26 protein-coding genes are annotated in these 24,617 nt (G+C 54.4%); all 26 read right to left on the bottom strand.

Annotated elements, in window-relative coordinates:
• Positions 1-22: 22 nt before the first annotated feature.
• Positions 23-1,723 carry a proline--tRNA ligase gene (locus DZC51_RS12475; RefSeq protein ID WP_157296402.1) on the bottom strand — a complete coding sequence of 567 codons (1,701 nt, stop codon included), beginning with the start codon at positions 1,721-1,723 and terminating at the stop codon, positions 23-25.
• Between the two features lie 33 nt (positions 1,724-1,756).
• Positions 1,757-3,016, bottom strand: coding sequence for an RIP metalloprotease RseP (gene rseP / locus DZC51_RS12480; protein ID WP_157296404.1), 1,260 nt, complete (start codon positions 3,014-3,016; stop codon positions 1,757-1,759).
• A 44-nt stretch (positions 3,017-3,060) separates the two neighbouring features.
• Positions 3,061-4,209, bottom strand: coding sequence for a 1-deoxy-D-xylulose-5-phosphate reductoisomerase (locus DZC51_RS12485; protein WP_157296406.1), 1,149 nt, complete (start codon positions 4,207-4,209; stop codon positions 3,061-3,063).
• A 21-nt stretch (positions 4,210-4,230) separates the two neighbouring features.
• Positions 4,231-5,025, bottom strand: a complete 795-nt coding sequence (locus tag DZC51_RS12490; protein WP_157296408.1) for a phosphatidate cytidylyltransferase — start codon at positions 5,023-5,025, stop codon at positions 4,231-4,233.
• Positions 5,022-5,813 carry an undecaprenyl pyrophosphate synthase gene (locus DZC51_RS12495; protein WP_157296410.1) on the bottom strand — a complete coding sequence of 264 codons (792 nt, stop codon included), beginning with the start codon at positions 5,811-5,813 and terminating at the stop codon, positions 5,022-5,024. The genes DZC51_RS12490 and DZC51_RS12495 overlap by 4 nt, the downstream gene beginning before the upstream one ends.
• Before the next feature lie 124 nt (positions 5,814-5,937).
• Positions 5,938-6,495, bottom strand: coding sequence for a ribosome recycling factor (frr, locus tag DZC51_RS12500; RefSeq protein ID WP_157296412.1), 558 nt, complete (start codon positions 6,493-6,495; stop codon positions 5,938-5,940).
• Positions 6,495-7,220 carry a UMP kinase gene (gene pyrH / locus DZC51_RS12505; protein WP_157296414.1) on the bottom strand — a complete coding sequence of 242 codons (726 nt, stop codon included), beginning with the start codon at positions 7,218-7,220 and terminating at the stop codon, positions 6,495-6,497. The genes frr and pyrH overlap by 1 nt, the downstream gene beginning before the upstream one ends.
• An 81-nt stretch (positions 7,221-7,301) precedes the next feature.
• The gene (tsf, locus tag DZC51_RS12510) at positions 7,302-8,189 is read right to left on the bottom strand and encodes a translation elongation factor Ts (protein WP_157296416.1); all 888 of its coding nucleotides are present in this window, start codon (positions 8,187-8,189) and stop codon (positions 7,302-7,304) included.
• Between the two features lie 81 nt (positions 8,190-8,270).
• Positions 8,271-9,002, bottom strand: coding sequence for a 30S ribosomal protein S2 (gene rpsB / locus DZC51_RS12515; RefSeq protein ID WP_157296418.1), 732 nt, complete (start codon positions 9,000-9,002; stop codon positions 8,271-8,273).
• A gap of 302 nt (positions 9,003-9,304) precedes the next feature.
• Positions 9,305-10,084: a GTP-sensing pleiotropic transcriptional regulator CodY gene (gene codY, locus DZC51_RS12520; RefSeq protein WP_157296420.1), complete on the bottom strand. Its 780-nt coding sequence runs from the start codon at positions 10,082-10,084 to the stop codon at positions 9,305-9,307.
• Between the two features lie 80 nt (positions 10,085-10,164).
• A complete protein-coding gene (hslU, locus tag DZC51_RS12525; protein ID WP_157296422.1) occupies positions 10,165-11,559 on the bottom strand; it encodes an ATP-dependent protease ATPase subunit HslU in 1,395 nt (464 codons plus the stop codon).
• Positions 11,556-12,101 (bottom strand): ATP-dependent protease subunit HslV, encoded by a 546-nt coding sequence (gene hslV / locus DZC51_RS12530; protein ID WP_008297198.1) that lies wholly within the window; start codon positions 12,099-12,101, stop codon positions 11,556-11,558. Before hslV ends, hslU begins: the two co-directional genes overlap by 4 nt.
• A gap of 12 nt (positions 12,102-12,113) precedes the next feature.
• Positions 12,114-13,013, bottom strand: coding sequence for a tyrosine recombinase XerC (gene xerC, locus DZC51_RS12535; protein ID WP_157296424.1), 900 nt, complete (start codon positions 13,011-13,013; stop codon positions 12,114-12,116).
• A gap of 64 nt (positions 13,014-13,077) precedes the next feature.
• Positions 13,078-14,388, bottom strand: coding sequence for an FADH(2)-oxidizing methylenetetrahydrofolate--tRNA-(uracil(54)-C(5))-methyltransferase TrmFO (gene trmFO, locus DZC51_RS12540; RefSeq protein ID WP_157296426.1), 1,311 nt, complete (start codon positions 14,386-14,388; stop codon positions 13,078-13,080).
• A 19-nt stretch (positions 14,389-14,407) separates the two neighbouring features.
• Positions 14,408-16,483, bottom strand: coding sequence for a type I DNA topoisomerase (gene topA, locus DZC51_RS12545; protein ID WP_157296428.1), 2,076 nt, complete (start codon positions 16,481-16,483; stop codon positions 14,408-14,410).
• A gap of 128 nt (positions 16,484-16,611) precedes the next feature.
• A complete protein-coding gene (dprA, locus tag DZC51_RS12550; RefSeq protein WP_370513695.1) occupies positions 16,612-17,502 on the bottom strand; it encodes a DNA-processing protein DprA in 891 nt (296 codons plus the stop codon).
• 67 nt (positions 17,503-17,569) lie between these two features.
• A complete protein-coding gene (sucD, locus tag DZC51_RS12555) occupies positions 17,570-18,472 on the bottom strand; it encodes a succinate--CoA ligase subunit alpha (protein ID WP_008297209.1) in 903 nt (300 codons plus the stop codon).
• A gap of 16 nt (positions 18,473-18,488) precedes the next feature.
• Positions 18,489-19,649, bottom strand: a complete 1,161-nt coding sequence (gene sucC, locus DZC51_RS12560; RefSeq protein WP_157296430.1) for an ADP-forming succinate--CoA ligase subunit beta — start codon at positions 19,647-19,649, stop codon at positions 18,489-18,491.
• Between the two features lie 98 nt (positions 19,650-19,747).
• Complete coding sequence (locus DZC51_RS12565; RefSeq protein ID WP_232524144.1) at positions 19,748-20,521, bottom strand: ribonuclease HII; 774 nt, start codon at positions 20,519-20,521, stop codon at positions 19,748-19,750.
• Positions 20,522-20,625: 104 nt separating this feature from the next.
• The gene (gene ylqF, locus DZC51_RS12570; RefSeq protein WP_157296433.1) at positions 20,626-21,477 is read right to left on the bottom strand and encodes a ribosome biogenesis GTPase YlqF; all 852 of its coding nucleotides are present in this window, start codon (positions 21,475-21,477) and stop codon (positions 20,626-20,628) included.
• A gap of 14 nt (positions 21,478-21,491) precedes the next feature.
• On the bottom strand, positions 21,492-22,049 hold the full coding sequence (gene lepB / locus DZC51_RS12575; RefSeq protein WP_157296434.1) for a signal peptidase I: 558 nt from the start codon (positions 22,047-22,049) through the stop codon (positions 21,492-21,494).
• Between the two features lie 101 nt (positions 22,050-22,150).
• Positions 22,151-22,495 (bottom strand): 50S ribosomal protein L19, encoded by a 345-nt coding sequence (gene rplS / locus DZC51_RS12580; protein WP_157296435.1) that lies wholly within the window; start codon positions 22,493-22,495, stop codon positions 22,151-22,153.
• A 129-nt stretch (positions 22,496-22,624) separates the two neighbouring features.
• Positions 22,625-23,359 carry a tRNA (guanosine(37)-N1)-methyltransferase TrmD gene (gene trmD, locus DZC51_RS12585; RefSeq protein ID WP_157296436.1) on the bottom strand — a complete coding sequence of 245 codons (735 nt, stop codon included), beginning with the start codon at positions 23,357-23,359 and terminating at the stop codon, positions 22,625-22,627.
• Entirely contained in the window at positions 23,359-23,874 is a 516-nt protein-coding gene (gene rimM, locus DZC51_RS12590) for a ribosome maturation factor RimM (protein WP_157296437.1), read from the bottom strand. Before rimM ends, trmD begins: the two co-directional genes overlap by 1 nt.
• Before the next feature lie 64 nt (positions 23,875-23,938).
• Positions 23,939-24,169, bottom strand: coding sequence for a KH domain-containing protein (locus DZC51_RS12595; RefSeq protein WP_157296438.1), 231 nt, complete (start codon positions 24,167-24,169; stop codon positions 23,939-23,941).
• Positions 24,170-24,187: 18 nt separating this feature from the next.
• Positions 24,188-24,460, bottom strand: coding sequence for a 30S ribosomal protein S16 (gene rpsP / locus DZC51_RS12600; protein WP_157296440.1), 273 nt, complete (start codon positions 24,458-24,460; stop codon positions 24,188-24,190).
• Between the last annotated feature and the right edge of the window lie 157 nt (positions 24,461-24,617).

The following is a 24,617-nucleotide window of genomic DNA, read 5'->3' on the forward strand; positions in this document are numbered from 1 at the left end:
TCTTCCGGTCCCGTCTTGTTTATCAGCCGAAGAACGAACGGAGTTTGTCCGTAAGTTCTTCTTTTTTCCATTCAGCTGTTTCACCGGTTGCCCGGAACTTAACTTCCACGATGCCTTCGACGGCCTTTTTGCCGACCGTCAGGCGGATCGGCAACCCGATCAGATCCGCGTCCGCAAATTTGACGCCCGGGCGTTCCGCGCGGTCATCAAACAGCACATTGTAACGGTAAGAGGACAGAAGGCCGTATATTTCTTCAGCCAGTTCACGCTGTACGTCATCCTTCATGTTCACAGGAATCAGATGGATATCCGCAGGCGCGAGGTCCTTCGGCCACTTCAGGCCGTCATCATCGTTGAACTGTTCCGCCATGGCGGAAAGAAGGCGCGATACGCCGATTCCGTAACAGCCCATGATGTATGGCTGCTGACGGCCATTGTTGTCCAGGAAAGTCCCTTCCATCGGTTCGGAATAGGTTGTCCCCAATTTGAAGATGTGACCGACCTCAATCCCTCTTGCAAAGCGGATGGTGCCGGTTCCGTCCGGGGACGGGTCACCTTCCATGATGAAGCGCAGATCTTCATAGGAATCCACCGAGAAATCCCGTTCCGGATTGGCATTCCGGTAATGCCGCCCGTCTTCGTTCGCGCCCGTCACCGCGTTGCGCATATAACGTACGGCATGATCAGCGATGACCTTCAGGCCGGTCGGCAGCTTAACCGGCCCGAGAGAGCCGATCTCCGTTCCGGTCGCCTCCTTGACCTGTTCCGGCGTGGCCATCTCGACCATGGATGCGTCAAGTGCATGCTTTACTTTAATATCATTGATCTCATGATCTCCACGGGACAGGACGATGACCGGTTCGTCGTCGACGATGAATACAAGTGTCTTGATGCAGTCTTCCGGACGGACATCCAGGAAAGCTGCAACATCATCGATTGTCTTCACGTCAGGCGTGTCGACCTTCTCGATTGCGAGTTCTTCACCTTCCGGTTCCGGGTAAGCAACGTTGACTTCCGCCATTTCGATGTTCGCCGCAAAGTCAGACGCGTCGCTGTAGGCGATCGTGTCCTCGCCGACCTCAGACAGCACCATGAACTCATGGGTATCCTTCCCGCCGATCGCTCCGGAATCTGCGATGACCGCGCGGAAGTTCAGGCCCAGCCGGGTGAATATGTTCGTATAGGCCTGTTTCATATCCTCGTATGTTTCATCCAGGCTTTCCTTGGAGTCGTGGAAGGAATAAGCATCCTTCATGATGAACTCCCGGCCACGGAGAAGTCCGAAGCGCGGGCGCTTCTCGTCACGGAACTTTGTCTGGATCTGATAAAGGGTAAGCGGCAGCTTTTTGTAGGATTTGATTTCATCGCGAAGAAGCGAAGTGATGACTTCTTCGTGGGTCGGTCCCAGTGCGAACTCACGGCCGTGGCGGTCATTAAGCCTCATCAGCTCTGGGCCATAGGTGTACCAGCGCCCCGTTTCCTGCCAGAGTTCAGCCTGCTGAAGGGATGGCATCAGCACTTCTGAACCGCCGATCGCATCCATCTCCTCACGGACGATTGTCTCGATTTTTGTGAGCATCTTCTTGGCCAGCGGAAGGTAGGAATAAACCCCGCTCGTATTCTGCCGTATATATCCTGCGCGCAACAAGAGCTGATGGGACTTGAGATCCGCGTCAGAAGGCGTTTCGCGCAATGTAGGAATGAACGTTTTGCTTTGTCTCATCGGTATAGCACCCCGGATATTCAATATTGTGGATCAGAAGAAAAATCGCTGGATATCGTTCCAGGTAACGACGATCATCAGGACCATCAGCAGCATGATGCCGACGAAATGGACCATACCTTCTTTCTGCTTGTCAATCGGCCGGCCTCTGAGCGCCTCAAATCCGAAGAACAGCAGCCTTCCCCCATCCAATGCAGGGAGAGGAAGCAGGTTCATGATGCCCAGGTTGATCGACAGCACTGCTGCCCAGTTCATCAGATTGAAAATACCCGCCTGCGCAACTGCTCCGGTCGCCTGGTAGATGCCGACCGGCCCCGATAGCGCCTCAATCGTAAACTGGCCGGTCACCAGCATGCCAAGCAGCTGGAAGATCCGCTTAAACCAGAACCACGTCTGTTCGGCGCCATAGGCAACTGTGCCAAGGACATTTTTCTCATAAACCGGCTCATAAAGGACACCGATCTGTCCGATCGTCTGTCCTTCCACATCGATGGAAGCTGGCGTGACATTGACCTCTTCGACAGAGCCGTCCCGCTCCACCCCGATTGTCAGCTGTTCGCCCGGGCTGTCCTGGATGATTGCCGAGAAAGCATTCCAGGTGCCGACTTCACGCCCATTGACGGAAACGATCCTGTCCCCCTTCTCGATGCCGGCAGAAATGGCGGGACCATCATCTGTCACATCTGCTATGACGGGATCATCCTGAGGGATTCCCTGGATCAGACCGAGAATGACAAAAATGAAAAATGCGAGGATGAAGTTAAAGAGCGGCCCTGCAATGATGGTTGCCGACCGCGCCGCGAGCGACTTGGACTCAAACTGCCGGTCGTAAGGGGCGATGAGGGTTTCCGTCCCTTTCTCTGAGATGATCGCTTTCCGTGATACCGGGTAGCGCACCCTCCGCTCTTCTTCATCATAGCCGTCAATGTACAGGTCTTTTTCCAGGTCTGCCTTTTCCACTTCCATATAGAGCATGTCCGGCGTCCTGTCATTCTGGTTCAGGACGATGCGCTCGGCACGCCCTTCTTTATCCAGAAGGAGTCCGATCCGGTGGCCGGGCTGGAGTTCGACCTTGTCGAAGTCCTCACCGGCCATCCGGACATATCCTCCAAGCGGCAGCAGCCGGATCGTATAGAGGGTTTCCCCTTTGCTGATGCCGATCAATTTCGGACCGAAACCGATGGCAAACTCCCTGACCATGATGCCGGACCTTTTGGCAAGGAGGAAATGGCCCAGCTCATGAAAGAAGACGAGCGAACCGAAAACGACGATAAATGCAAGGATTGTCTGCATGTGCACCCACCTTCAACCGGCTATCCGCCGGATTTCATATCGTCCTATTTTACCATATCGAGGACGGCTTTTCTTGTCTCCGTGTCTACAGCGAGCACGGTCTCCAGATCTGGTTCCGAGATGAGGTCATGCCGTTCAAGCGCCCGTTCAACGAGGGGCTCAATTTCGGTGAAAGTAATTCGGCCTTCCATGAATAGGGCGACCGCGACTTCGTTTGCCGCATTCATGACAGTGGTTGCCGTCCCTCCTGCCCTGCCCGAGTCGAAGGCGATCCGGAGTGCCGGGAAGCGGTTCAGGTCAACTTCCTCAAAGTGAAGCAAACCGATTTTCGCCAGGTCCAGCCTTTCCGTCCCCTTTCTCGGAAGCCTGTCCGGGTAAGTGAGTGCATACTGGATCGGCACCCGCATATCCGGTGAGCCCAGCTGTGCGATCACGCTTGTATCTTCGAACTCCACCATGGAGTGGATGATACTCTCCCTATGAAGAAGGACATCAATCCGGTCATACGGCATTCCGAACAGGTGGTGCGCTTCGATCACTTCGAGTCCTTTGTTCATCATCGTCGCAGAATCGATTGTCAGCTTGCTTCCCATTGACCAGTTGGGATGAGCTAGCGCTTCCTCGACAGTGACACCTTCCAGTTCATCACGGGGCTTATCCCGGAAACTGCCTCCGGATGCTGTCAGGATCAGACGATCCACCCGTTTCGGGTCCTCGCCGTTCAGCGCCTGGAACAGAGCGGAATGTTCGCTGTCGACCGGAAGCAGGCGAACGCCATGCTTGTCCGCCTCCGCCGTTACGATTGAACCTGCGGCCACCAGTGTCTCTTTGTTTGCAATGGCGATGTCACGGCCGCTCCGAATGGCTTCAAGTGTAGGCTCAAGACCGACGCTGCCAATCACCGCGCCGACAACGATGTCCGCTTCGACCCCAGCCGCAGCTTCGAGCAGGCCTTCCCTTCCGGAGCCAAAACGGATTCCCGGATATTCCGCCCTCAGTGTGGCGGCATCCGCCTCATCCGAAACCGAGACAAACAGCGGTTTCACCTGGTTGAGGATTTCCCGAAGCTTGATAAGGTTTCTACCGGCTGCCATTGCCGTGATTTCAAAACGCCCCGGATCTGCCAGGACGATGTCGACCGTCTGAGTACCGATAGAACCGGTGGCGCCCAATAAACTGATTTTCTTAACCATGATATGCTACTTCCTTTCCGTTCATCCAACAAAGTGAAGGAGGCTCAGCACCGGAAGGACAAAGAGCAGGCTGTCGAACCGGTCGAGGATTCCGCCGTGGCCCGGCAGGATATTCCCCGAATCCTTCACGCCGTAATGCCTCTTGAGCGCCGATTCCACGAGATCACCGATCTGCCCCGTCACCGAGGCGACAACTGTCACTGCGATTAGGATCAGATAGGAATCGGTGACCGGCATGAACAGCTGGAAAAGGCATGCTGCGATGACTGCAGCCACGATGCCGCCGAGAAAGCCCTCAACGGTTTTGTTCGGTGAGATTTCGGGCCAGAGTTTCCGTTTGCCGAAGCTGCGCCCGGTGAAATACGCACCCGTGTCTGTCAGCCATACGACGATGAGCGCATAAATGATATATTCGATTCCCGCGTCACGCGTGACAATCAGGTAGTAGAAGCCAATTCCCAGATAGAGCATGGCAAGTACCGTGAAGGCCGCGTGCTCGAATGTAAACCTGTTTTTCACGACAACGGTATATACCAGGAGCAGAAGGACTGTCATATAGACCACTTCAATCTTGGTATAACCGGTATACTCTGTGATTACCGCTGCCCATTCCGGCTTCAGCAGGAAGCTAAAAAGGGCAAGCACTGCAAGCAATCCCGGAATGGAGAAGACGGAAATCTTCTTCATCCGGAGCAGTTCGTACATCCCGATCGCAGCAAGCAGGAAGACCGCCAGCGTAAACGGCAGCCCCCCGATGATGACTAGCGGGATAAAGAGAAGGGCGGCCACCACGCCCGTAATGATTCGGGTCTTCAATCCGTGTCCTCCTTATCAACCCCGCCATAACGGCGGTTCCTTGCCTGGTAGACAGCGAGCGCTTCCTGCAGCCGGGTTTCGTCGAAATCCGGCCAAAGCGTATCGGTAAACCAGAATTCTGTATAGGCAAGCTGCCAGAGCATGAAGTTGCTGAGACGGACTTCTCCGCTTGTGCGGATCAAAAGGTCCGGCTCCGGCAGATCTGCTGTCATCAGCGTGCCGGTGATCATCGATTCATCGATATCTTCTGCGCTGATGCGGTTCTCGGCAACTGCCTTTGCAATCGAGCGGACGGCTTCCGTGATTTCTGAACGGCTGCCATAATTCATTGCGAAATTCAGGATCAACCCGTCATTGTCTGCAGTTTCTTCCATCGCCCGTGTGATCGCACGCCGTGTGTGCGGAGGAAGGTGCTCATAATCGCCAATCATCCGTACACGGACATTGCGCTCCACAAGCTCCGGCAGATAAGTCCCGAGAAATTCTTCCGGCAGCCTCATCAGAAATTCCACTTCAGGCTTTGGCCGTTTCCAGTTCTCCGTGGAGAAGGCATAGAGGGTGAGCACTTTTATGCCCAGACGATCCGCTTCTCTGGTGATCTTGCGGACAGTCTTCATCCCTTCGTGGTGTCCCGCAATTCTCGGAAGCGACCTCTTTTTTGCCCACCGGCCGTTTCCGTCCATGATGATGGCGATGTGCCGCGGAATCAAGGTCTCGTCCAGCATCGGACGGTCTGCATTTTCCGCCTTTGATTCGCCGCCTTTTTTGCGGATCAATTTATCCAACATAATCAGATTTCCTCCACTCAACACCAATTCGGAATCCATGCTTTTACTATCATAGCAGTTTTTCCACAACTAAAAAAGGCGTCCTTTTAGTTTAGGACGCCCTTTAAGGGTTTTGGTTCTTTCTTTAGACTTCCATGATTTCTTCTTCTTTTTCTTTCGCGATATCATCGATCTGGCGGATATGGTCGTCCGTCATTTTCTGGATGTCATCGCTGTAACCGCGCTGGTCGTCTTCCGTGATCTCGCCGTTTTTCTCCAGTTTCTTGAGGGAATCGTTGGCATCACGGCGAATGTTGCGGATGGAGATTTTGCCTTCTTCCGCTTCCTTCTTGACCAGTTTGACAAGATCTTTCCGGCGCTCTTCTGTAAGTGCCGGAACCGCCAGACGGATCACGTTTCCGTCGTTCGCAGGCGTAAGCCCGAGGTCCGACTTCAAGATCGCTTTTTCAATGTCGCCAATAACGGACTTGTCATATGGCTGGATTACCAGAAGGCGAGCCTCAGGAACGGAAATCCCGGCCAATTGGTTTACCGGTGTCGGCGCACCATAATAATCGACCGAGATCCGGTCGAGAAGCGATGCATTTGCGCGGCCAGCACGGATCGAAGCCAGCTCACGGCGGAGCGACTGCAGAGACTTCACCATTCGGTCTTTTGTTTCTTCAATCAGATTGTTCACCATTATGCATTCCTCCTGACAATCGTTCCGATTTCTTCACCGAGGACGGCTTTTTTGATGTTCCCCTGTTCCATGATCGAGAATACAATGAGCGGTATGTCGTTGTCCATGCAGAGCGAGGAAGCCGTAGAATCCATCACCTGAAGACCTTCCTTGATGACATCCAGATAAGTGAGCTTCTCATACTTCACCGCATCTGCATTGGTCTTCGGATCGTCATTATAGACACCATCCACATTGTTTTTCGCCATAAGGATGACATCCGCCTCGATTTCAGCTGCTCGGAGAGCGGCAGTGGTGTCAGTCGAGAAGTACGGGTTGCCCGTTCCGGCGGCAAAGATGACGACCCGTTTTTTCTCAAGATGGCGGATCGCCCGTCTTCTTATGTACGGTTCGGCAACCTGCCTCATTTCGATAGATGTGGCCACCCGTGTCTCAATGCCGAGTTTTTCCAGGGCATCCTGCATCGCAAGGGAGTTCATGACCGTTGCAAGCATCCCCATGTAGTCGGCTGTAGCCCGGTCCATTCCCATTTCGCTTCCGACTTTGCCTCGCCAGATGTTCCCCCCGCCGACGACAACGGCGACTTCCACGCCAAGGTCGACAACATCTTTCACCTGTTCGGCGACAGATTTGATGATTGCCGGCGAGAGCCCGAAGCCCTGCTCCCCGGCCAGTGCCTCCCCGCTTAACTTCAGGACGACTCTTTTATATTTCGGTACGCTCATGAGGTCTCCTCCATCATCTCTGTTTTTATCGAAAAAGAGGGAACACCTGGTTCGTGTTCCCCTCCCAATTATGGTATTGGATCAGTTGCCTTTGACTTGGTTCATGACTTCATCGGCAAAGTTGTCTTCACGCTTCTCAATGCCTTCGCCTACTGCGTAGCGGACGAACGACTTCAGCTCGCCGCCGGTCGACTTGACGAAGTCACGGACTTTCTGGTCGGAGTCCTTGACGAATGCCTGGTCGAGGACGACAACGTCTTCGAAGAACTTGCCGAGGCGGCCTTCAACCATCTTCGCAACGATGTTTTCCGGCTTGCCTTCGTTGAGTGCCTGTTCCGTGAGGACTTTGCGCTCGTGCTCGACTTCTTCTTCAGGAACTTCGTCGCGGGAGACGTATTTCGGATTGATCGCCGCGATATGCATCGCAACGTCTTTAGCCGCTTCTTCGTTTGTTGTGCCTTCGATAAGAAGGAGAACGCCGATCCGGCCACCCATATGGAGGTAAGCACCGAATGTGTCGCTGTCGGTCTTTTCGAGGATTTCAAAACGGCGGAGCGTGATTTTCTCACCGATTTTCGCTACAGCGTTGGAGATGTGATCCTGTACGGACAGGCCGGATTCCATTTCGGAAGCAAGTGCTTCTTCCAGGGATGCTGGCTCTGTTTTCAGGAGATGTGTGCCGATTTCGGAAACCAGCTGTTTGAAAGCGTCATTTTTGGCTACGAAGTCTGTTTCAGCGTTGATTTCGAAGATGACTGCTTTGTTGCCGTCAGTTTCAACGGAAACCGTACCTTCGGCTGCAATGCGGTCTGCTTTCTTCGCCGCGCTTGCGAGGCCTTTTTCACGAAGGAAATCTACTGCTGCGTCCATATCGCCGTCAGTTTGCGTGAGGGCCTTTTTGCAGTCCATCATGCCTGCGCCTGTTTTTTCGCGAAGTTCTTTTACCATTTGTGCTGTTACTGCTGCCATTTGCCATTCCTCCCGGTCGATTCAATTTGTTTAGAAAAGGCGATAAGGACTAAAAGCCGCTTATCGCCTGAACATACAGTCTTACTCTGCTGCGACTTCTTCGCCCTGAGCTTCGACTTCCGCTTCTTCTTCGCCTTGTTTCGATTCGACGAGTGCATCTGCCATTTTGCTTGTAAGCAGGCGTACCGCACGGATTGCATCATCGTTTGCAGGGATGACGTAATCGATTTCGTCCGGATCGCAGTTCGTGTCGACGATGCCGACGATCGGGATGTTCAGCTTTTGTGCTTCCGCAACGGCAATGCGTTCTTTGCGCGGGTCAACAACGTACATGACGTCAGGAAGACCATTCATGTCACGGATACCGCCAAGGAACTTGACGAGGCGTTCGTGTTCTTTTTTGAGCTGGATGACTTCTTTCTTAGGAAGGACATCGAAAGTTCCTTCTTCTTCCATGCGCTCGATTGCTTTCATGCGGTCAACGCGCTTCTGGATCGTACCGAAGTTCGTCAGAAGGCCGCCGAGCCAGCGTTGGTTGATGTAGTATTGGCCAGCACGTTCCGCTTCTTCACGGATTGCATCCTGAGCCTGTTTTTTCGTTCCGACGAAGAGCACTTTGCCGCCTTCTGCACCAGTCTGGCGCATGAAGTCGTATGCTTCCTCGAGTTTCTTGACCGTCTTCTGAAGGTCGATGATGTAGATGCCGTTACGCTCCACGAAGATGTATTTCTTCATCTTCGGGTTCCAGCGGCGTGTTTGGTGACCGAAGTGGACACCCGCTTCAAGAAGCTGTTTCATTGTGATAACTGCCATTTTTTTGTTACCTCCGTTTGGTTTTTTGGTCCTCCGCATCCATCAACCGGCGGGCAGCCAGTAGGCACCAGCCCTTCCGTCAGGATACGTGTGTAATCGCACCATTGGTCACTATACCACGTGTTTACCCGTTATGCAACACAAAACTCTTTGCATTAAAAACATCGTTTTCCCGGCCGCCGGATCGATTTTTTTCTACATATTAAATGCTTCCCTGTATCCGGTTCGTCAGATTCCAGTAAAAAAGAACCGGAAGTGACTCCCGGCTCTTCTGTTCCGCCAATGCAAAAAGCCAGGCAGGATTATTTGGATTTGAGTTCGTTCAGCTGGACGAGGAATTTGTCGTTCAGGACTTTGATGTACGTGCCCTTCATACCGAGGGAACGGGATTCGATGACCCCGGCGCTTTCCAGTTTGCGCAGCGCATTAACGATTACCGAGCGGGTGATGCCGACGCGGTCTGCGATTTTGGAGGCGACGAGAAGACCTTCCGTACCGTCAAGTTCTTCGAAGATATGCTCGATCGCTTCAAGCTCGCTGTAGGAGAGGGAATTAATCGCCATCTGGACGACCGCTTTCGAGCGCGCTTCCGTTTCGATTTCTTCCGCTTTCTCACGGAGGATCTCCATGCCGACAACCGTGGCGCCATATTCGGCAAGAACAAGATCGTCATCGGTGAACTGGTCTTTCACCCGTCCGAGGATCAGGGTGCCCAGTCGCTCCCCGCCGCCGATGATCGGAACAATTGTCGTGAGTCCTTCTTCAAAGAGGTCCTTGTTCTCGACCGGGAACACCGTGTGCTCATCATTGATGTCGAGGTTAGGTGAAGTTTCCGTTACGTTGAAGAGGTTTTTCGTATATTCTTCAGGGAAACGGCGCTCCTCCAGCATGTTCTGGATCCGTTCGTTCTGGATCTCCTGGTGAACAGCGGTACCAAGCAGCTTGCCCTTCCGGCTGACGATGAAGACGTTGGCTCCGATCACCTTGGACAGGGTTTCGGACATTTCCTTGAAGTTAACCGGCTTGCCGGCAGACGCCTGGAGCATGGAGTTGATCTCCCGCGTATTTTGCAATAGTGACATAACACAATTCCTCCTACTGGATATATGATTCATGAATATTCTAAAGGTTCGTAATCGTTTTGGGAAACGATAAGGTGGTATTACAGAATAAATTGTGACAAATCTTTGTTCGTCGCGATCTTTTTGAGCTTTTCGTCGACATATTCCGGAGTGATCCGGATTGAGGCAGGCGAAATATCGGATGCTTCGAAGCTCAGGTCCTCAAGCAGCTTCTCCAGAACCGTGTGCAGTCTGCGGGCACCGATGTTTTCCGTTTCCGCATTGACTTCCGCTGCAATTTCAGCGATGCGTCCAACTGCTTCGTCGGTAAAGTCGATTTCGACGCCTTCCGTCGAGAGCAGGAGCCGGTACTGATGGATCAGGGAGTTGTCAGGTTCTTTGAGGATCCGGACAAAGTCTTCCTTCGTCAGCTTATCCAGTTCCACGCGGATCGGGAAGCGGCCCTGGAGTTCAGGTATGATGTCAGACGGCTTGGAAACGTGGAAGGCCCCTGCCGCGATGAAGAGCATGAAGTCTGTCCTGACAGGACCGTACTTTGTAGTGACGGTCGTCCCTTCCACAATCGGCAGGATGTCCCGCTGGACGCCTTCCCGAGAGACATCGGCTGAGGATGCATTCCCCTGCCGGGAAGCGATTTTGTCGATCTCATCGATGAAGATGATCCCCTGCTGCTCCGCCCGTTCGATTGCGACTTGAGAGATTTCCTCACGGTCGACAAGCTTTTCCGCTTCTTCCATGGCCAGCACCCGGCGGGCATCCTTGACCCGCATCTCACGCTTCTTCTTCTTTTTGGGAAGAAGGTTTGAAAGCGCGTCTTGCATATTCATTCCCATCTGCTCCATACCCGAACCCTGCATGCTGTCAAACAAAGACGGCATGTTCTCGGTTACCTCGACCATGACCTTCCTGTCTTCCAGCCGTCCCGCCTTCAGTTCGGACCGGATTTCGGAACGCTTCATGCGGACCGAAGCATCCTCTTCCTCTTCTTCGGAGCGGTCCTGCATCTGTCCAAGAAGCATCTCCCACGGATTCTGCCCGGATTTCTCTTTCTTCATGGAAGGGACAAGCAGCTTTACAAGCCTTTCTTCGGCCAATTCTTCGGCGCGGCCTGCCACCTCTTCCATCCGTTCGCTGCGGACAAGGCGGAACGCGGCCTCGACGAGGTCGCGCACCATCGACTCCACATCCCGGCCGACATAGCCGACTTCTGTGAACTTCGTCGCCTCCACTTTTAAAAACGGCGCCCCGGCCAGCTTGGCGATCCTGCGGGCAATCTCCGTCTTCCCTACACCGGTCGGCCCGATCATGAGGATATTTTTCGGTATGATCTCGTTGCGCTCCTCTTCCGGCAGCCGGCTCCTGCGGTACCGGTTTCGCATCGCCACCGCCACAGCCCTTTTCGCTTCTTTTTGGCCCACAATGTACCGATCCAGCTGTTCGGTCAGAAGGCGCGGTGTCATCTGCTCGATTTTCATTCCCCGATCACCTCCAGGATGATTTGGTGGTTCGTGAACACACAGATGTCAGCGGCTGTCTCCAGTGCTGCCCGTGCAATCTGCTCGGCATCCATACTCTCGCCCGCATGCATTTTCAGGGCACGCCCGGCAGCCAGTGCATAGTTGCCTCCGGATCCGATTGCGAGGATGCCGTCATCCGGTTCGATCACTTCACCGGAACCGGAAACGAGGAGCATGGTGTCTTTGTCCATGACGATCAGCATCGCCTCCAGCTTCTGGAGCATCTTGTCTCCCCGCCATTCCTTGGCGAGTTCCACGGCCGCGCGCGTGAGGTTTCCGTCATATTCGGCAAGCTTCCCCTCGAACAGCTCGAACAGCGTGAAGGCATCTGCGACTGATCCCGCAAATCCCGCGACGACTTTTCCGCCGAACAGCCGGCGGACCTTCTTCGCGGTATGCTTCATGACGACCTGATTCCCGAGTGTCACCTGTCCGTCACCGGCCATTGCGGCCTTCCCATTGTGCCGGACTGCGAATATCGTGGTTGCATGAATGTCCATTGCCTCTCCCCCTTAAGCTCTAGGATGTGCGTTCATGTACGTCTTTCTCAGATGTTCTTTCGTCACATGTGTATAGACCTGTGTCGATGACAGGCTGGCATGGCCGAGAAGCTCCTGGACGGATCGCATGTCCGCACCATTATTGAGCAGGTGCGTAGCAAACGTGTGGCGGAGCATGTGCGGATGGATGGAAACGTGGAGGGCGGCCTTCTTGACCATCTCCTCCAGGATGTGCCGGACTCCGCGGTCAGTCAGCGGAGTCCCCCTCATATTGACGAAAAGCCGATCATGTTTGTTCCCCTTCATGATGGCCGGGCGTGCTGTGTCCAGATACCTGCCGAGTGCGTCGGCTGCGAAATGGCCGAATGGAATGTAGCGTTCACGGCGTCCCTTTCCCATGACCCGGACAATATCGAGATCCGGGTCGGCATCTTGTACGCTGAGTCCGGTCAGTTCGGACACCCGCATGCCGGTGGCATAGAGCAACTCCAGCAGGGCTGTATCACGGATCTCCTTCGGGGAGTTTCCCGCATTCGCTTCGAAAAGCTGCGCCATCTCTTCTTCGTAGAAGAATTGGGGCAGCTTTTCTTCCTTCTTCGGATGGTAGAGTGATCGGAATGCCTGGTCGTCAATACCGAACCGGGTGTTGGCAAATTTGAAGAACGAACGGAGAGAAGAGATTTTCCTGGAGATTGTAGCCCGCCCGAGCTCTCGTTCATACAGCCGCGTCACATAGAGCCGGGCCTCCGGATAACGGATATCCTCTTCCCCACCGATCCCTTCCGACTCAAGGAAAGCGAAAAACTCTTCAAGGTCTTTTCGGTATCCTTCCACAGTCAGAGGTGAAAAATTCCGCTCCAGACGGATATAGGATCTGAACTCCTCAGCAGCCTGCTTTAGCCTGGCATTCATTCCGTCACCTCCGGAAATATACAAAAGCCTCTAAAGTATAAGGCATTTAGAGGCTTTTGTTCAATCATTGTGCAATTGTATTCTTGAAATTTCGAATTGTATCCAGCGCACGCCCGGCCTGTTTTTCCGCACGCTCCGCTTTTTTCCTTACTTTCTCACCCAGAGAAGGGAAAAGCCCGAAGTTGACGTTCATCGGCTGGAAGTTGGCCGAGTCGGCTTCGCTGATATAGCGGGCCATGCTGCCGAGAGCCGTTTCTGCAGGGAATGTGACAGGTTCCTCGCCGAGCGCGAGACGTGCGGCATTGACACCTGCGATGAGGCCGCTGCCCGCCGATTCCACATATCCTTCGACCCCGGTCATCTGACCTGCAAATAACAGGTCTTTGCGCGCTTTTAGCTGATAAGTGCGCTCCAGCACCTTTGGAGAGTTGATGAACATGTTCCGGTGAATCACGCCATAACGTACGATTTCCGCATTCTCAAGTCCCGGAATCAGACGGAGGACTTCCTTTTGAGGTCCCCATTTCATGTGATTCTGGAAACCGACAATGTTGTAAAGGGTAGCTGCCGCATTGTCCTGGCGAAGCTGGACGACCGCGTAAGGGGTCTTGCCGGTTTTCGGATCCTCGAGTCCGACCGGTTTCATCGGGCCGAACCGGAGGGTATCACGGCCGCGCCGGGCCATTTCTTCGACCGGCATGCAGCCCTCAAAATACTTTTCCTCTTCGAAGTCTCTGAGGGCGACCGTTTCGGCCGATATTAATGCTTCATAGAAACGGTTGTACTCCTCTTCGGTCATCGGGCAGTTCAGATAAGCGGCTTCACCTTTGTCGTAGCGGGACTTCAGGTAGACCTTCTCCATGTCAATGGAATCCTTTTCAATGATCGGGGCAGCCGCATCATAGAAGTACAGATCGTATTCGCCCGTCAGGCTGCCGATCTGTTCGGCGAGGGATGAAGATGTGAGCGGTCCGGTCGCGATGACCGTGATGCCATCCGGAATCTCCGTTACTTCACCGTTCACCACTTCGACGAGCGGATGGTTTTTGACCATTTCCGTAACGCGGCCGGCGAAGTCGTGGCGGTCGACCGCCAGGGCACCGCCTGCCGGAACTGCGCTGGAATCGGCGGCCTGCATGATAACGGAATCGAGGATCCGCATCTCTTCTTTGAGAACACCCACCGCATTGGTGAGGTTGTTTGCGCGGAGCGAATTGGTGCAGACAAGCTCTGCAAACTGGCCTGTATGGTGCGCCGGTGTCTGCCGGACCGGCCGCATTTCGTGAAGGCGGACTCTGACGCCGCGGCTGGCAATTTGCCAGGCTGCCTCGCTGCCCGCAAGGCCTGCGCCGATAACGTTGACGACTGGTGTCATGTTGAATCGTGTCTCCTTTTTACTGTTGCGGTTGTTCTTTATAATCGCATTCCGTACATTGGATCTGTTTGCCCTTTTTCAGCTTTTTCTCAACCAGAAGGCTGCTGCATTTCGGGCACGGCCTGGAAACAGGCTTGTCCCACGAGATGAAATCACACTCGGGATACTGATCACAGCTGTAGAAGATGCGTTTTGTCTTGCTTTTGCGTTCGACGACCTCTCCCTTTTTGCATTTCGGGCACGTTACACCGATTTTCTTCAGAATCGGCTTGGTGTTCCGGCAGTCAGGGAAGTTCGAGCAGGCCATGAATTTGCCGTAGCGGCCCATCTTGATGACCATCGGGGACCCGCACTTCTCACAGTCCTCGCCTGCCGGCTCATCTTTGATGACGACCTTCTCCATTTCCTGTTCGGCGACTTTCAGCCGCTTCTCAAAATCCTTGTAGAAGGAATCGATGACATTGACCCATTCGTTTTTCCCGTCCTCGATGCTGTCGAGGTCCTTTTCCATCTCTGCCGTAAACTCGACATCGATGATCTCCGGGAAAAACTCACTGACCAGGGAGTGGACAATCTCTCCGAGTTCCGTCGGAATGAAACGCTTGGCGTCTAGAGAGACATAGCCCCTCTTTTGAATTGTATCGAGAGTCGGCGCGTAGGTGGAAGGCCGGCCGATGCCTAGCTCTTCCATCGTTTTGACGAGGCGTGCTTCCGAGTAGCGCGGTGGCGGCTGGGTAAAATGCTGCTTCGGATCGATCTTGAGGCTTTTGACGATGTCGCCTTTCTCAAGCGGAGGAAGCATCTTCTGCTTGACATCTTCCTTGTCATCCTCGCCTTCGACGTAGACTTTCATGAAGCCCTGGAACTTGACCTGGGAACCGGTTGCGCGGAAAACCACGTCTCCCTGACGGAGGTCGGCGGTCACGGTGTCCAGGACGGCAGGTGCCATCCGGCTCGCAATGAACCGTTCCCAGATCAGGCGGTAGAGCTTCAGCTGATCGTTCGAAAGAACAGCCTTCAGAGAAGCGGGTGTTCTGAGTACGGACGTGGGACGGATCGCTTCGTGCGCATCCTGGGCGTTTTTCTGCTTTGTAGTCCGTTCACCCGGGGCCAGGTATTCCTGTCCGTAATCGGAAAGGATGAAATCTCCGGCTTCTTTCTTTGCCGTGTCGGAGATCCGCGTCGAGTCGGTACGCATATACGTGATAAGGCCGACGCTTCCTTCCTTGCCGACATTGATCCCTTCATAAAGCTGCTGGGCAAGCATCATCGTCTTGCGCGCCCGGAAATTCAGCTTGCGCGCAGCTTCCTGCTGGAGGGAGGACGTAGTGAACGGCGGCGCCGGGTTGCGTTTCCGCTCTTTCTTCTCAAGCTCGGCGACTTCAAAATCACTTCCGTCCAGTTTGGCCAGGATGGTGTCGACGGCCTGACGGTCCGGCAGCTTGATTTTCTTTTTCCCGTCACCGTGGAAGGCTGCCGTAAACTCTTTTTTCCCTTTGCCGAACAGCCCTGTGATCGACCAGTACTCTTCCGGCTTGAAGTTGCGGATTTCGTTTTCACGGTCGATGATCAGGCGGAGGGCAACGGATTGAACCCGTCCCGCAGAAAGCCCCTTCTTAACCTTTTTCCAAAGGATCGGACTGATGTTATAGCCGACCAGCCGGTCAAGGATGCGCCGGGCCTGCTGGGCGTCCACACGGTCACGGTTGATTGCGCGGGGATGCTTGAACGCTTCCTTGACGGCATCCTTCGTGATTTCGTTGAACACCACGCGGCATTCGGAATCCTCGTCGATCCCGAGAGAGTGCGCAAGGTGCCAGGCGATTGCTTCCCCCTCACGGTCGGGGTCAGACGCCAAGAAGATTTTCTTGGCTTTCTTGGCCGCACTCTTCAATTCCTGGAGTACCGGCCCTTTTCCGCGAATCGTAATGTATTTCGGTTCATAATTGTTTTCAACATCGATGCCGGTCTGGCTGCGCGGGAGATCCCGCACATGGCCGACGGATGCTTTAACTTTGTATTTCTTCCCTAAATATTTCTCAATCGTCTTTGCCTTCGCAGGCGACTCGACGATGACCAAATAATCTGGTGCCATTGATGTGCCTCCATTCGAGGTGAACGTTACCTAAAGAAAGTCCTGATGGAAAATGTAAACTATCTTCTATATAATTGCAACCTTTTTCGGCTCTGCCCATTTCCGGGGTCAGCAAGCCCCCCGCACATTCAGACAGGTTCCCGCGGCAGCCCGCCAAGGATGGTATAGCCATCCAGCGCAGGAGCCGCCCCTTCCAGAATCAGCCGGTTGGGACCGGCGGAAAGAGGAGAATTGATCGGCCCCGGGACGGCATGGACATCCTTGCCGTGCTCCAGCGCATGGTCAATCGTGCTCATCGTTCCGCTCGGGCGGGCCGCTTCCGTCACAATGACGATGTCGGAGAGACCGCTGATGATCCGGTTGCGCATCGGAAACTGCCACTTTTTCGGACCGGCATAAGGAGGATATTCAGTAATGAGCAGGTGCCCTTCCTGCATCACATCATAGAGACCGCTGTTCTGTTTCGGATACCTGTGGGAAAGCCCGGTTCCGAGAACACCGATCGTTTTTCCGCCGTGGCGGATGGCCGTCTCATGCGCCATCGCGTCGGCACCCATCGCGAGACCGCTCACGATGGCATAGCCGCGCGAGACAAGCGGCGGGATGATCTTTTCCATGGCAACACGTGAATAGGAAGTCGCTTTTCTCGACCCGATAACAGCCGCTTTGTTCCGAATGGAAAGCAGGGACGTGTCACCCGCTGCATACAGAACGGCGGGAGGGTCGATCAGCTGGGCGAGTGATTGGGGGTAAAGTTCGTGGGTATACAGGATGGGGGTGATTGAGCTTGCGGCATACACTTCCGTGTATGGGGGGTCCGCATTGCAGTTAAGCTTTTTTCTGAGAAGCGACGCCCTGTCTGCGTCAAGGTCCAGCAGTGACGCCAGTTTGGCGGCTCCCATATCCGGGAGTGCCTCAAGCCCGGGGTCTGCTGCAAGCAGCCGTCCAAAACGGTTCAGCGGGGCCGGAAAAACATAATGCAACGCCAGAAGACGGTCTTCGAACCGATCGATGATCACTACCTCCTGTCCCGGAAAATTTCCGGAAATAGTAAAAGTGCGGCACTGAATGTGCCGCACTTTCATTTTAGTGGGTTTTGCACTGTTCGTACAGACCTTTTTCCTTCAGGACGCTGATCATCGTCTCACCGATGACCGATGGAGTTTCGGCAACCTTGATGCCTGCCGCTTCCATCGCTTTGATCTTCTCTGCAGCTGTTCCCTTACCTCCGGAGATGATGGCGCCTGCGTGGCCCATGCGCTTTCCTGGAGGTGCGGTCTGGCCGCCGATAAAGCCGGTGACAGGCTTTTTCATGTTCGCCTTGACCCACTCTGCAGCTTCTTCCTCTGCAGTCCCGCCGATTTCACCGATCATGACAACCGCGAGGGTTTCAGGATCTTCATTGAATTCTTTGAGGACATCGATGAAGTTCGTGCCGTTGACAGGGTCTCCGCCGATGCCGACAGCAGTCGTCTGGCCGACTCCTGCTTCGGACAGTTGGTGAACCGCTTCGTATGTCAGAGTTCCCGAGCGGGATACGACGCCGACATGGCCTTTTTTGTGGATATAGCCCGGCATGATGCCGATCTTGCATTCGTCCGCTGTGATGACGCCCGGGCAGTTAGGGCCGACAAGACGGGTCTTTTTGCCTTCCATGTAGCGGACGACTTTGACCATATCCAACACAGGAATGTGTTCCGTGATGCAGATTGCCATATCCAGTTCCGCGTCTGTAGCTTCGAGGATTGCATCCGCTGCAAATGGAGCCGGCACGTAGATGACGGAAACATTCGCACCCGTCGCCTTGACAGCCTCTTCGACCGTGTTGAAGACCGGAACGCCTTCTACTTCCGTGCCGCCTTTGCCCGGCGTTACACCTGCAACAATCTTCGTGCCGTATTCGATCATTTGTTTCGTATGGAAAAGGGCTGTTGAGCCCGTGATTCCCTGTACAAGTACTTTTGTATCCTTATTGACATAAATGCCCATCGTTTTCCCGCCTTTCTTAGCCTACGAGTTCGACAATTTTTTGTGCACCGTCAGCCATGGAGTCAGCTGAAGTGATGTTCAGACCGGATTCGTTCAGAAGCTTCTTGCCTGCGTCAACGTTCGTTCCTTCGAGGCGGACGACGAGCGGCACTTCAAGGCCGAGCTGCTTTGTTGCCTGGATGACGCCTTCCGCGATGATGTCGCACTTCATGATGCCGCCGAAGATGTTGACGAAGATCCCTTTGACGTTCGAGTCGGAAAGGATGATCTTGAACGCTTCAGTTACTTTTTCAGCTGTCGCGCCGCCCCCAACGTCAAGGAAGTTCGCCGGTTTGCCGCCGTAGAAATTGATCGTGTCCATCGTGGACATCGCAAGGCCCGCACCGTTTACCATGCAGCCGATGTTGCCGTCTAGGGAAACGTAGCTGAGGTCGAACTTGGACGCTTCGATCTCTTTCGGATCTTCTTCGTCAAAGTCGCGGAGTTCAACGATATCCGCGTGACGGTAGAGCGCGTTCGCATCGAAGTTGAACTTCGCATCGAGTGCTACGACCTGGTCGTCGCCTGTTACGACGAGCGGGTTGATTTCAAGGATGGATGCATCCTTGCTGATGAATGCCTCATAGATTCCCAGGAACAGCTTCGCTGCCTTGTTGACAAGTTTTGTAGGGATGTTCATGTTGAACGCCATGCGGCGGGCCTGGAATCCTGTCAGGCCGACAACCGGATCGATGACTTCCTTGAAGATCTTTTCCGGTGTTTCTTCAGCCACTTCTTCGATGTCCATGCCGCCTTCTTCGGAGCCCATGAGGACGACACGGTCCGTCGCACGGTCAACGACGAGGCTGATGTAGTATTCTTTGAGGATGTCGGAGCCTTCTTCAATGTAAAGACGTTTGACTTCTTTGCCCTCAGGGCCCGTCTGGTGGGTCACCAGGACCTTGCCGAGAAGTTCTTTCGCATATTCGCGTACTTCGTCGACTGTTTTCGCAATCTTGACGCCGCCGGCCTTGCCGCGGCCACCTGCGTGGATCTGCGCTTTCACGACATATACGTTGGTGTCGAGTTCCTTGGCTGCCTTGACAGCCTCTTCAGGGGAAAACGCAACGATTCCGTTTGGTACCGCGACGCCATAGTCGCGAAGAATCTGCTTCCCTTGGTACTCATGGATATTCATCTTACATCCTCCAATCGAACTGCTTGAATAGTTTCTTGCCATCCCCCATTGTAATCAACCCGTCACAGGTTGTCCATAATTGTCTTTTCCTGAGCCGGTTATTCGCTGGTTCCGACAAGAAATCCGGATACAGGCGCGAATGTCTTCCTGTGTTCCGGACAGGGGCCATGCGCTTCAAGCGCCTCCAGGTGCGCAGGAGTGCCGTATCCGGCATGGCGGTCAAAACCGTATGCAGGGTATTGTCCATGCAGGTTCTCCATATAGGCATCACGCTCCGTTTTGGCCAGGACCGATGCCGCCGCCACACTCAGGCTGAGCGCGTCCGCCTTCACGACCGAATGGCAGGGGACATCTCCCTGTAGCTTCATCGCATCTGCGATCACCGCCTCCGGCCTTATCGTCAGGCCGGCCACCGCCATTTCCATCGATTCGCGGGTAGCCCTGTAAATGTTCAGCCGGTCGATTTCCGCCGCCGGCTGAACATGGACCGACCAGGCGACGGCGTGCTTCCGGATCAGACCGGCCAGGCGTTCACGCGCCTCCCTGGACATCGCTTTGGAGTCATCCAGCCCCGACAATTCCGGGCAGGATGGCGGAAGAACGACTGCCGCTGTCACCACCGGACCGGCAAGCGGCCCCCTGCCCGCTTCGTCCACACCCGCGATGAGTGATTCCGGGCTGTGGCGATATCCGTCGTCAAACCGCTCTTTTTCAAGATGCCGCATAAACTCCAACCTTTTTTTCTCCAGTTTGCGCTCGTAGGAAGCCAGAAGCTTGCGGATGCCGGCCCGGTTGTCGTCCTTAAGTTCGAGGAAGTACGGATCCCCTTCCTCCGCCGACTCAAGCCACTTCATCACTTCACTGATCGTCATTTTTGTCACCGATAATCAGGCCCTTCCAGTCTTATGTATTCGCCCGCACCATCTGGAACCGGGCATGAGAAAACAGGCACGTCCCGCTTTGGCGGCGTGCCTGTTCACTGGTCTTCTGAAAAATCGAATGTTAGCTTGCCGAGCTGCTGGTCACGCACGTCGCGGACGATCAGTTCGGACACACTGTCGTAGTCGATGGTGCCGCCTTTTCCATAGACCTTGCGCCGCTCGCCGATCCGGTCGAAGGCTCCCGGTATGTCGCCGCCGAGAGTCCGGAAGCCATAGCGGTCCTCAAGGCGGTCCGGATAGTGCGCCTCAAGGAACCTGAGCGCATAGATCGCCAGTTCCTGCTGGGCTGTAATGGCATCCTTGATCGCCCCGGTCAGCGCCAATTTGTAGCCGGCCTCCGGGTCCTCGAACTTCGGCCACAGTATGCCCGGGGTATCCAGAAGTTCGAGTTCCTTGCCGACCTTGATCCATTGCTGAGCCTTTGTGACGCCCGGGGTATTCCCCGTCTTGGCAATATTCTTTTTGGCGAGCCGGTTGATAAGCGTGGATTTCCCGACATTCGGGATGCCGACGATCATCGCGCGTATGGCCCTCGGACGGATGCCCTTTGCCTTCATGCGCTCCCATTTCTCCTTAAGGATTTGCTGTGCCGCCTTCGTTACCTGCTGCAGGCCTTTTCCATCAAGTGAGTTGATCGCCACTGCTTCAGTGCCATCTTCACGGAACCTTTCCAGCCAGCGGGCGGTCTCGGCCTCGTCGGCCATATCTTTTTTGTTGAGGATGACAAGCCGGGGTTTCCGGCTGATGATGTCATCGATCATCGGGTTTCTGGAAGACTGGGGCAGTCTGGCATCGACCAGCTCAAAGACGATATCGACCATCTTCAGCTGTTCGGTGACTTCCCGCCTTGCCTTTGCCATATGTCCCGGGAACCATTGAATTGTCATGAATTACACCTCCGTCACTTGACGAACCCGATATCTTGCATCGGCCAGAAAATCAGGCTCGTGCTTCCGATGATTTCATCGAACGGGACGACGCCGATATGGCGGGAATCTTTGCTGAACCGCCGGTTATCACCCATGACGAAGACGTGGCCGTCCGGAACGGTCTCCCGCTGGATCTTTTCTTCAAGCGTGAAGTCCTCTGTCAGGGTTCCATCCGTGACCGCTTCCTTGTATTCATCCAGGTACGGCTCATCGTAAGCTTCACCGTTGATGAAAAGCTGATCATCGCGGTACTCGATATGATCGCCCGGGAGCCCGATGACCCGTTTGATGTAGTCTTTTTGTTCCGGTGCATGGAAGACGACGATATCAAATCGTTCCGGCTCGCCGATCGTATAGCCGATTTTGTTGACAATCATCTTGTCTCCATCCTCGAGCGTCGGCATCATGGATTCCCCGTCTACGACAATCGGCGTAAAGAGGAAATACCGGATGATGGCAGCCAGCCCAAACGCGATGAGAAGGACTTTCGTCCACTCCCACAGTTCATTTTTCTTTTTCTCTTCTGTCATCCCGTTGGCCTCCCTGTTCAATCTTATTCCATTATAGAGTGTATGAAACACTGAGGCAAAAAGAAAAGGAGCCGGACAGGCCGGCCCCTTTCGGATGTCGATTATCGGATTTCTTTGATGCGGGCAGCTTTTCCGCGAAGGTTGCGGAGGTAGTACAGCTTCGCACGGCGTACTTTACCGCGGCGAATCACTTCAAGTTTCGCGATTTTTGGCGTGTGCACAGGGAATGTACGCTCAACTCCTACACCGTAGGAAATCTTGCGGACTGTGAATGTCTCGCTGATGCCGCCGCCGCGACGCTTGATGACAACCCCTTCGTAAACCTGGATCCGCTCACGCGTACCCTCGACGACTTTAACGTGTACACGTACTGTGTCGCCCGGGCGGAAAGCCGGAAGGTCTGAACGAAGTTGTTCCTTCGTGATTTCTGCAATGATGTTTTGCATGTTTTCCTCTCCTTACTACAGATGCTCATGCACAAATTGCCTTTGCAGCGGAACACCGTAATCGAGTGCTTCACGCAGAAGCACGGGACTTATCATACCACAGGCCCGGCCTTCAGGCAAGCCCTGGACTCACGAACCTTCCTGCCAGCCAAGCCGGCGGAGCACTTCTTTCTGCCGTCCGGTGAGCTCGGCTTCATTGAGGAGGTCGGGACGCCTCTCCAATGTGCGCCTGAGCGACTGCTCCTCACGCCAGCGATCGATTTCCGCATGGTTCCCGGACAGCAGGACATCGGGCACCTTCATCCCCCGGAAGTCAGCTGGGCGGGTGTAATGGGGATGTTCCAGGAATCCCGTTGAAAATGAATCAAGTGCAGGGGACTCCTCGTTTCCGAGCACGCCCGGCAGGAGCCGGACGACACTGTCGATGACCGTCATCGCAGCCAGCTCCCCTCCGGTAAGGACAAAGTCACCGATGGAGATTTCATCGGTGATGAGATGCTGGCGGATGCGTTCGTCATAGCCCTCATAGTGACCGCACAAGAAAATGAGGTCGTCTTCGCGGGAAAGCTCCTCGGCCTTTTTCTGGGTGAACCGTTCCCCCTGCGGACACATGAGGATGATTCTCGGGGAGCGTCCTTCCGAAAGATTTTCCACGGCCCGGAAAAGCGGTTCCGGTTTCAGGACCATGCCGGCCCCTCCACCGTAGGGGTAATCGTCGACCTTATGGTGCTTGTCCGTTGCAAATTCGCGAAAATCCCGTACCGCGAGGCTGACGGCGCCGCTTTCCTGCGCCCGTTTCAGGATGGATGCATTGAAAACGCCGCCGAACATTTCCGGAAAGATGGACAGGACCGAAATCTTCATCAGGACAACAGCCCTTCGATCGGATTGATGACGATCCGTCCGTTTTCGGGATCGATTTCAAGGACGACATCCTCGATGTACGGAATGTAGTGCATCTTGCCTTCCGGCGGCTTGACCGCCCAGACGTCATTGGCGCCCGTCTCCAGAACCTCGGTCACCTTGCCGATTTCACGGCCTTCCTGGTCGACAACGGTGCAGCCGATGATTTCGTGGTAGTAGAATTCGCCTTCTTCCAGCTCCCCAAGGTCTTCATCCGACACTTTCAGGATGCCGTCGCGATACTTTTCCACGTCATTGATATTTGGGTGGCCCTCGAAAGTGAGGAGATCGAAGTTCTTATGGACCCGGTGAGAAGCTACGGTCAGCATGACCGGCTCCTTCGCACCCGGCATGAAGAGTGCCAGCCGCGCCCCTTTCGCATAGCGCTCTTCCGGGAAATCCGTCCGCGACATCACGCGCACTTCTCCGCGGATGCCGTGCGTGTTGACGATTTTTCCGACGTTGTACCAGTTCATCCGTCGTCCTCCTTCATCGGTTTTCCGGGGTATGAAAAAGGAAGGAACCTGAATCGTCCCTTCCTTAATCCATGATGTCGACGCGCACCCGTTTCCGGCTTGCGCCCTCAGCTGAATTTACGACAGTCCGGATCGCGGATGCCACCCGGCCCTGTTTGCCGATCACTTTCCCCATGTCTTCCGGGTGGACGGACAGCGAGCAGACAAGCCTGCCCTGCCGTTCTTCCACGCCGATCCGGACATCTTCCGGATGATCAACGAGCGGTTTGACAATCGTTTCAATCAGCTTTTTCATCATGTCGCCTCCGTCAAATTATTTTGCGGTCTTGGCGTTATGGAATTTCTCCATGATGCCCTGCGTAGCGAGCAGGTTGCGTACTGTATCAGATGGCTTCGCGCCGTTCTGGAGCCATTTGAGTGCAAGCTCTTCGTCGAGCTTGAGTTCAGCCGGCGTCGTGAGCGGGTTGTATGTGCCGATCGTTTCGATCTGGCGGCCGTCACGAGGGGAACGGGAATCTGCTACTACGATACGATAGAAAGGCGTCTTTTTTGCGCCCATACGCTTAAGTCGAATTTTAACTGCCATGGTTAGCACCTCCGAATAGTTTCACACAAGATAGTATATTACCAAGTCATTATTGCTTTGTAAAGTGTTTTTTCTTAACACCCTAATTACCGGCTGATTTTCACTCCGGGCGGACGCTTTCCGCGGGGAAGGCATCGAGCCCCTTTCAGGGTCTCTC

This window comes from Bhargavaea sp. CC-171006, assembly GCF_009761675.1.
Classification (GTDB): Bacteria; Bacillota; Bacilli; order Bacillales_A; family Planococcaceae; genus Bhargavaea; species Bhargavaea changchunensis.

Bases quoted from the DNA above. Each gene is read 5' to 3' on its own strand.
- DZC51_RS12475 (WP_157296402.1), bottom strand. From the start codon at position 1,723: ATGAGACAAAGCAAAACGTTCATTCCTACATTGCGCGAAACGCCTTCT.
- rseP (WP_157296404.1), bottom strand. From the start codon at position 3,016: ATGCAGACAATCCTTGCATTTATCGTCGTTTTCGGTTCGCTCGTCTTC.
- DZC51_RS12485 (WP_157296406.1), bottom strand. From the start codon at position 4,209: ATGGTTAAGAAAATCAGTTTATTGGGCGCCACCGGTTCTATCGGTACT.
- DZC51_RS12495 (WP_157296410.1), bottom strand. From the start codon at position 5,813: ATGTTGGATAAATTGATCCGCAAAAAAGGCGGCGAATCAAAGGCGGAA.
- frr (WP_157296412.1), bottom strand. From the start codon at position 6,495: ATGGTGAACAATCTGATTGAAGAAACAAAAGACCGAATGGTGAAGTCT.
- pyrH (WP_157296414.1), bottom strand. From the start codon at position 7,220: ATGAGCGTACCGAAATATAAAAGAGTCGTCCTGAAGTTAAGCGGGGAG.
- tsf (WP_157296416.1), bottom strand. From the start codon at position 8,189: ATGGCAGCAGTAACAGCACAAATGGTAAAAGAACTTCGCGAAAAAACA.
- rpsB (WP_157296418.1), bottom strand. From the start codon at position 9,002: ATGGCAGTTATCACAATGAAACAGCTTCTTGAAGCGGGTGTCCACTTC.
- codY (WP_157296420.1), bottom strand. From the start codon at position 10,084: ATGTCACTATTGCAAAATACGCGGGAGATCAACTCCATGCTCCAGGCG.
- hslU (WP_157296422.1), bottom strand. From the start codon at position 11,559: ATGAAAATCGAGCAGATGACACCGCGCCTTCTGACCGAACAGCTGGAT.
- hslV (WP_008297198.1), bottom strand. From the start codon at position 12,101: ATGGACATTCATGCAACCACGATATTCGCAGTCCGGCACAATGGGAAG.
- xerC (WP_157296424.1), bottom strand. From the start codon at position 13,013: ATGAATGCCAGGCTAAAGCAGGCTGCTGAGGAGTTCAGATCCTATATC.
- trmFO (WP_157296426.1), bottom strand. From the start codon at position 14,388: ATGACACCAGTCGTCAACGTTATCGGCGCAGGCCTTGCGGGCAGCGAG.
- topA (WP_157296428.1), bottom strand. From the start codon at position 16,483: ATGGCACCAGATTATTTGGTCATCGTCGAGTCGCCTGCGAAGGCAAAG.
- sucD (WP_008297209.1), bottom strand. From the start codon at position 18,472: ATGGGCATTTATGTCAATAAGGATACAAAAGTACTTGTACAGGGAATC.
- sucC (WP_157296430.1), bottom strand. From the start codon at position 19,649: ATGAATATCCATGAGTACCAAGGGAAGCAGATTCTTCGCGACTATGGC.
- DZC51_RS12565 (WP_232524144.1), bottom strand. From the start codon at position 20,521: ATGACGATCAGTGAAGTGATGAAGTGGCTTGAGTCGGCGGAGGAAGGG.
- ylqF (WP_157296433.1), bottom strand. From the start codon at position 21,477: ATGACAATTCAATGGTTCCCGGGACATATGGCAAAGGCAAGGCGGGAA.
- lepB (WP_157296434.1), bottom strand. From the start codon at position 22,049: ATGACAGAAGAGAAAAAGAAAAATGAACTGTGGGAGTGGACGAAAGTC.
- rplS (WP_157296435.1), bottom strand. From the start codon at position 22,495: ATGCAAAACATCATTGCAGAAATCACGAAGGAACAACTTCGTTCAGAC.
- trmD (WP_157296436.1), bottom strand. From the start codon at position 23,359: ATGAAGATTTCGGTCCTGTCCATCTTTCCGGAAATGTTCGGCGGCGTT.
- rimM (WP_157296437.1), bottom strand. From the start codon at position 23,874: ATGAACTGGTACAACGTCGGAAAAATCGTCAACACGCACGGCATCCGC.
- DZC51_RS12595 (WP_157296438.1), bottom strand. From the start codon at position 24,169: ATGAAAAAGCTGATTGAAACGATTGTCAAACCGCTCGTTGATCATCCG.
- rpsP (WP_157296440.1), bottom strand. From the start codon at position 24,460: ATGGCAGTTAAAATTCGACTTAAGCGTATGGGCGCAAAAAAGACGCCT.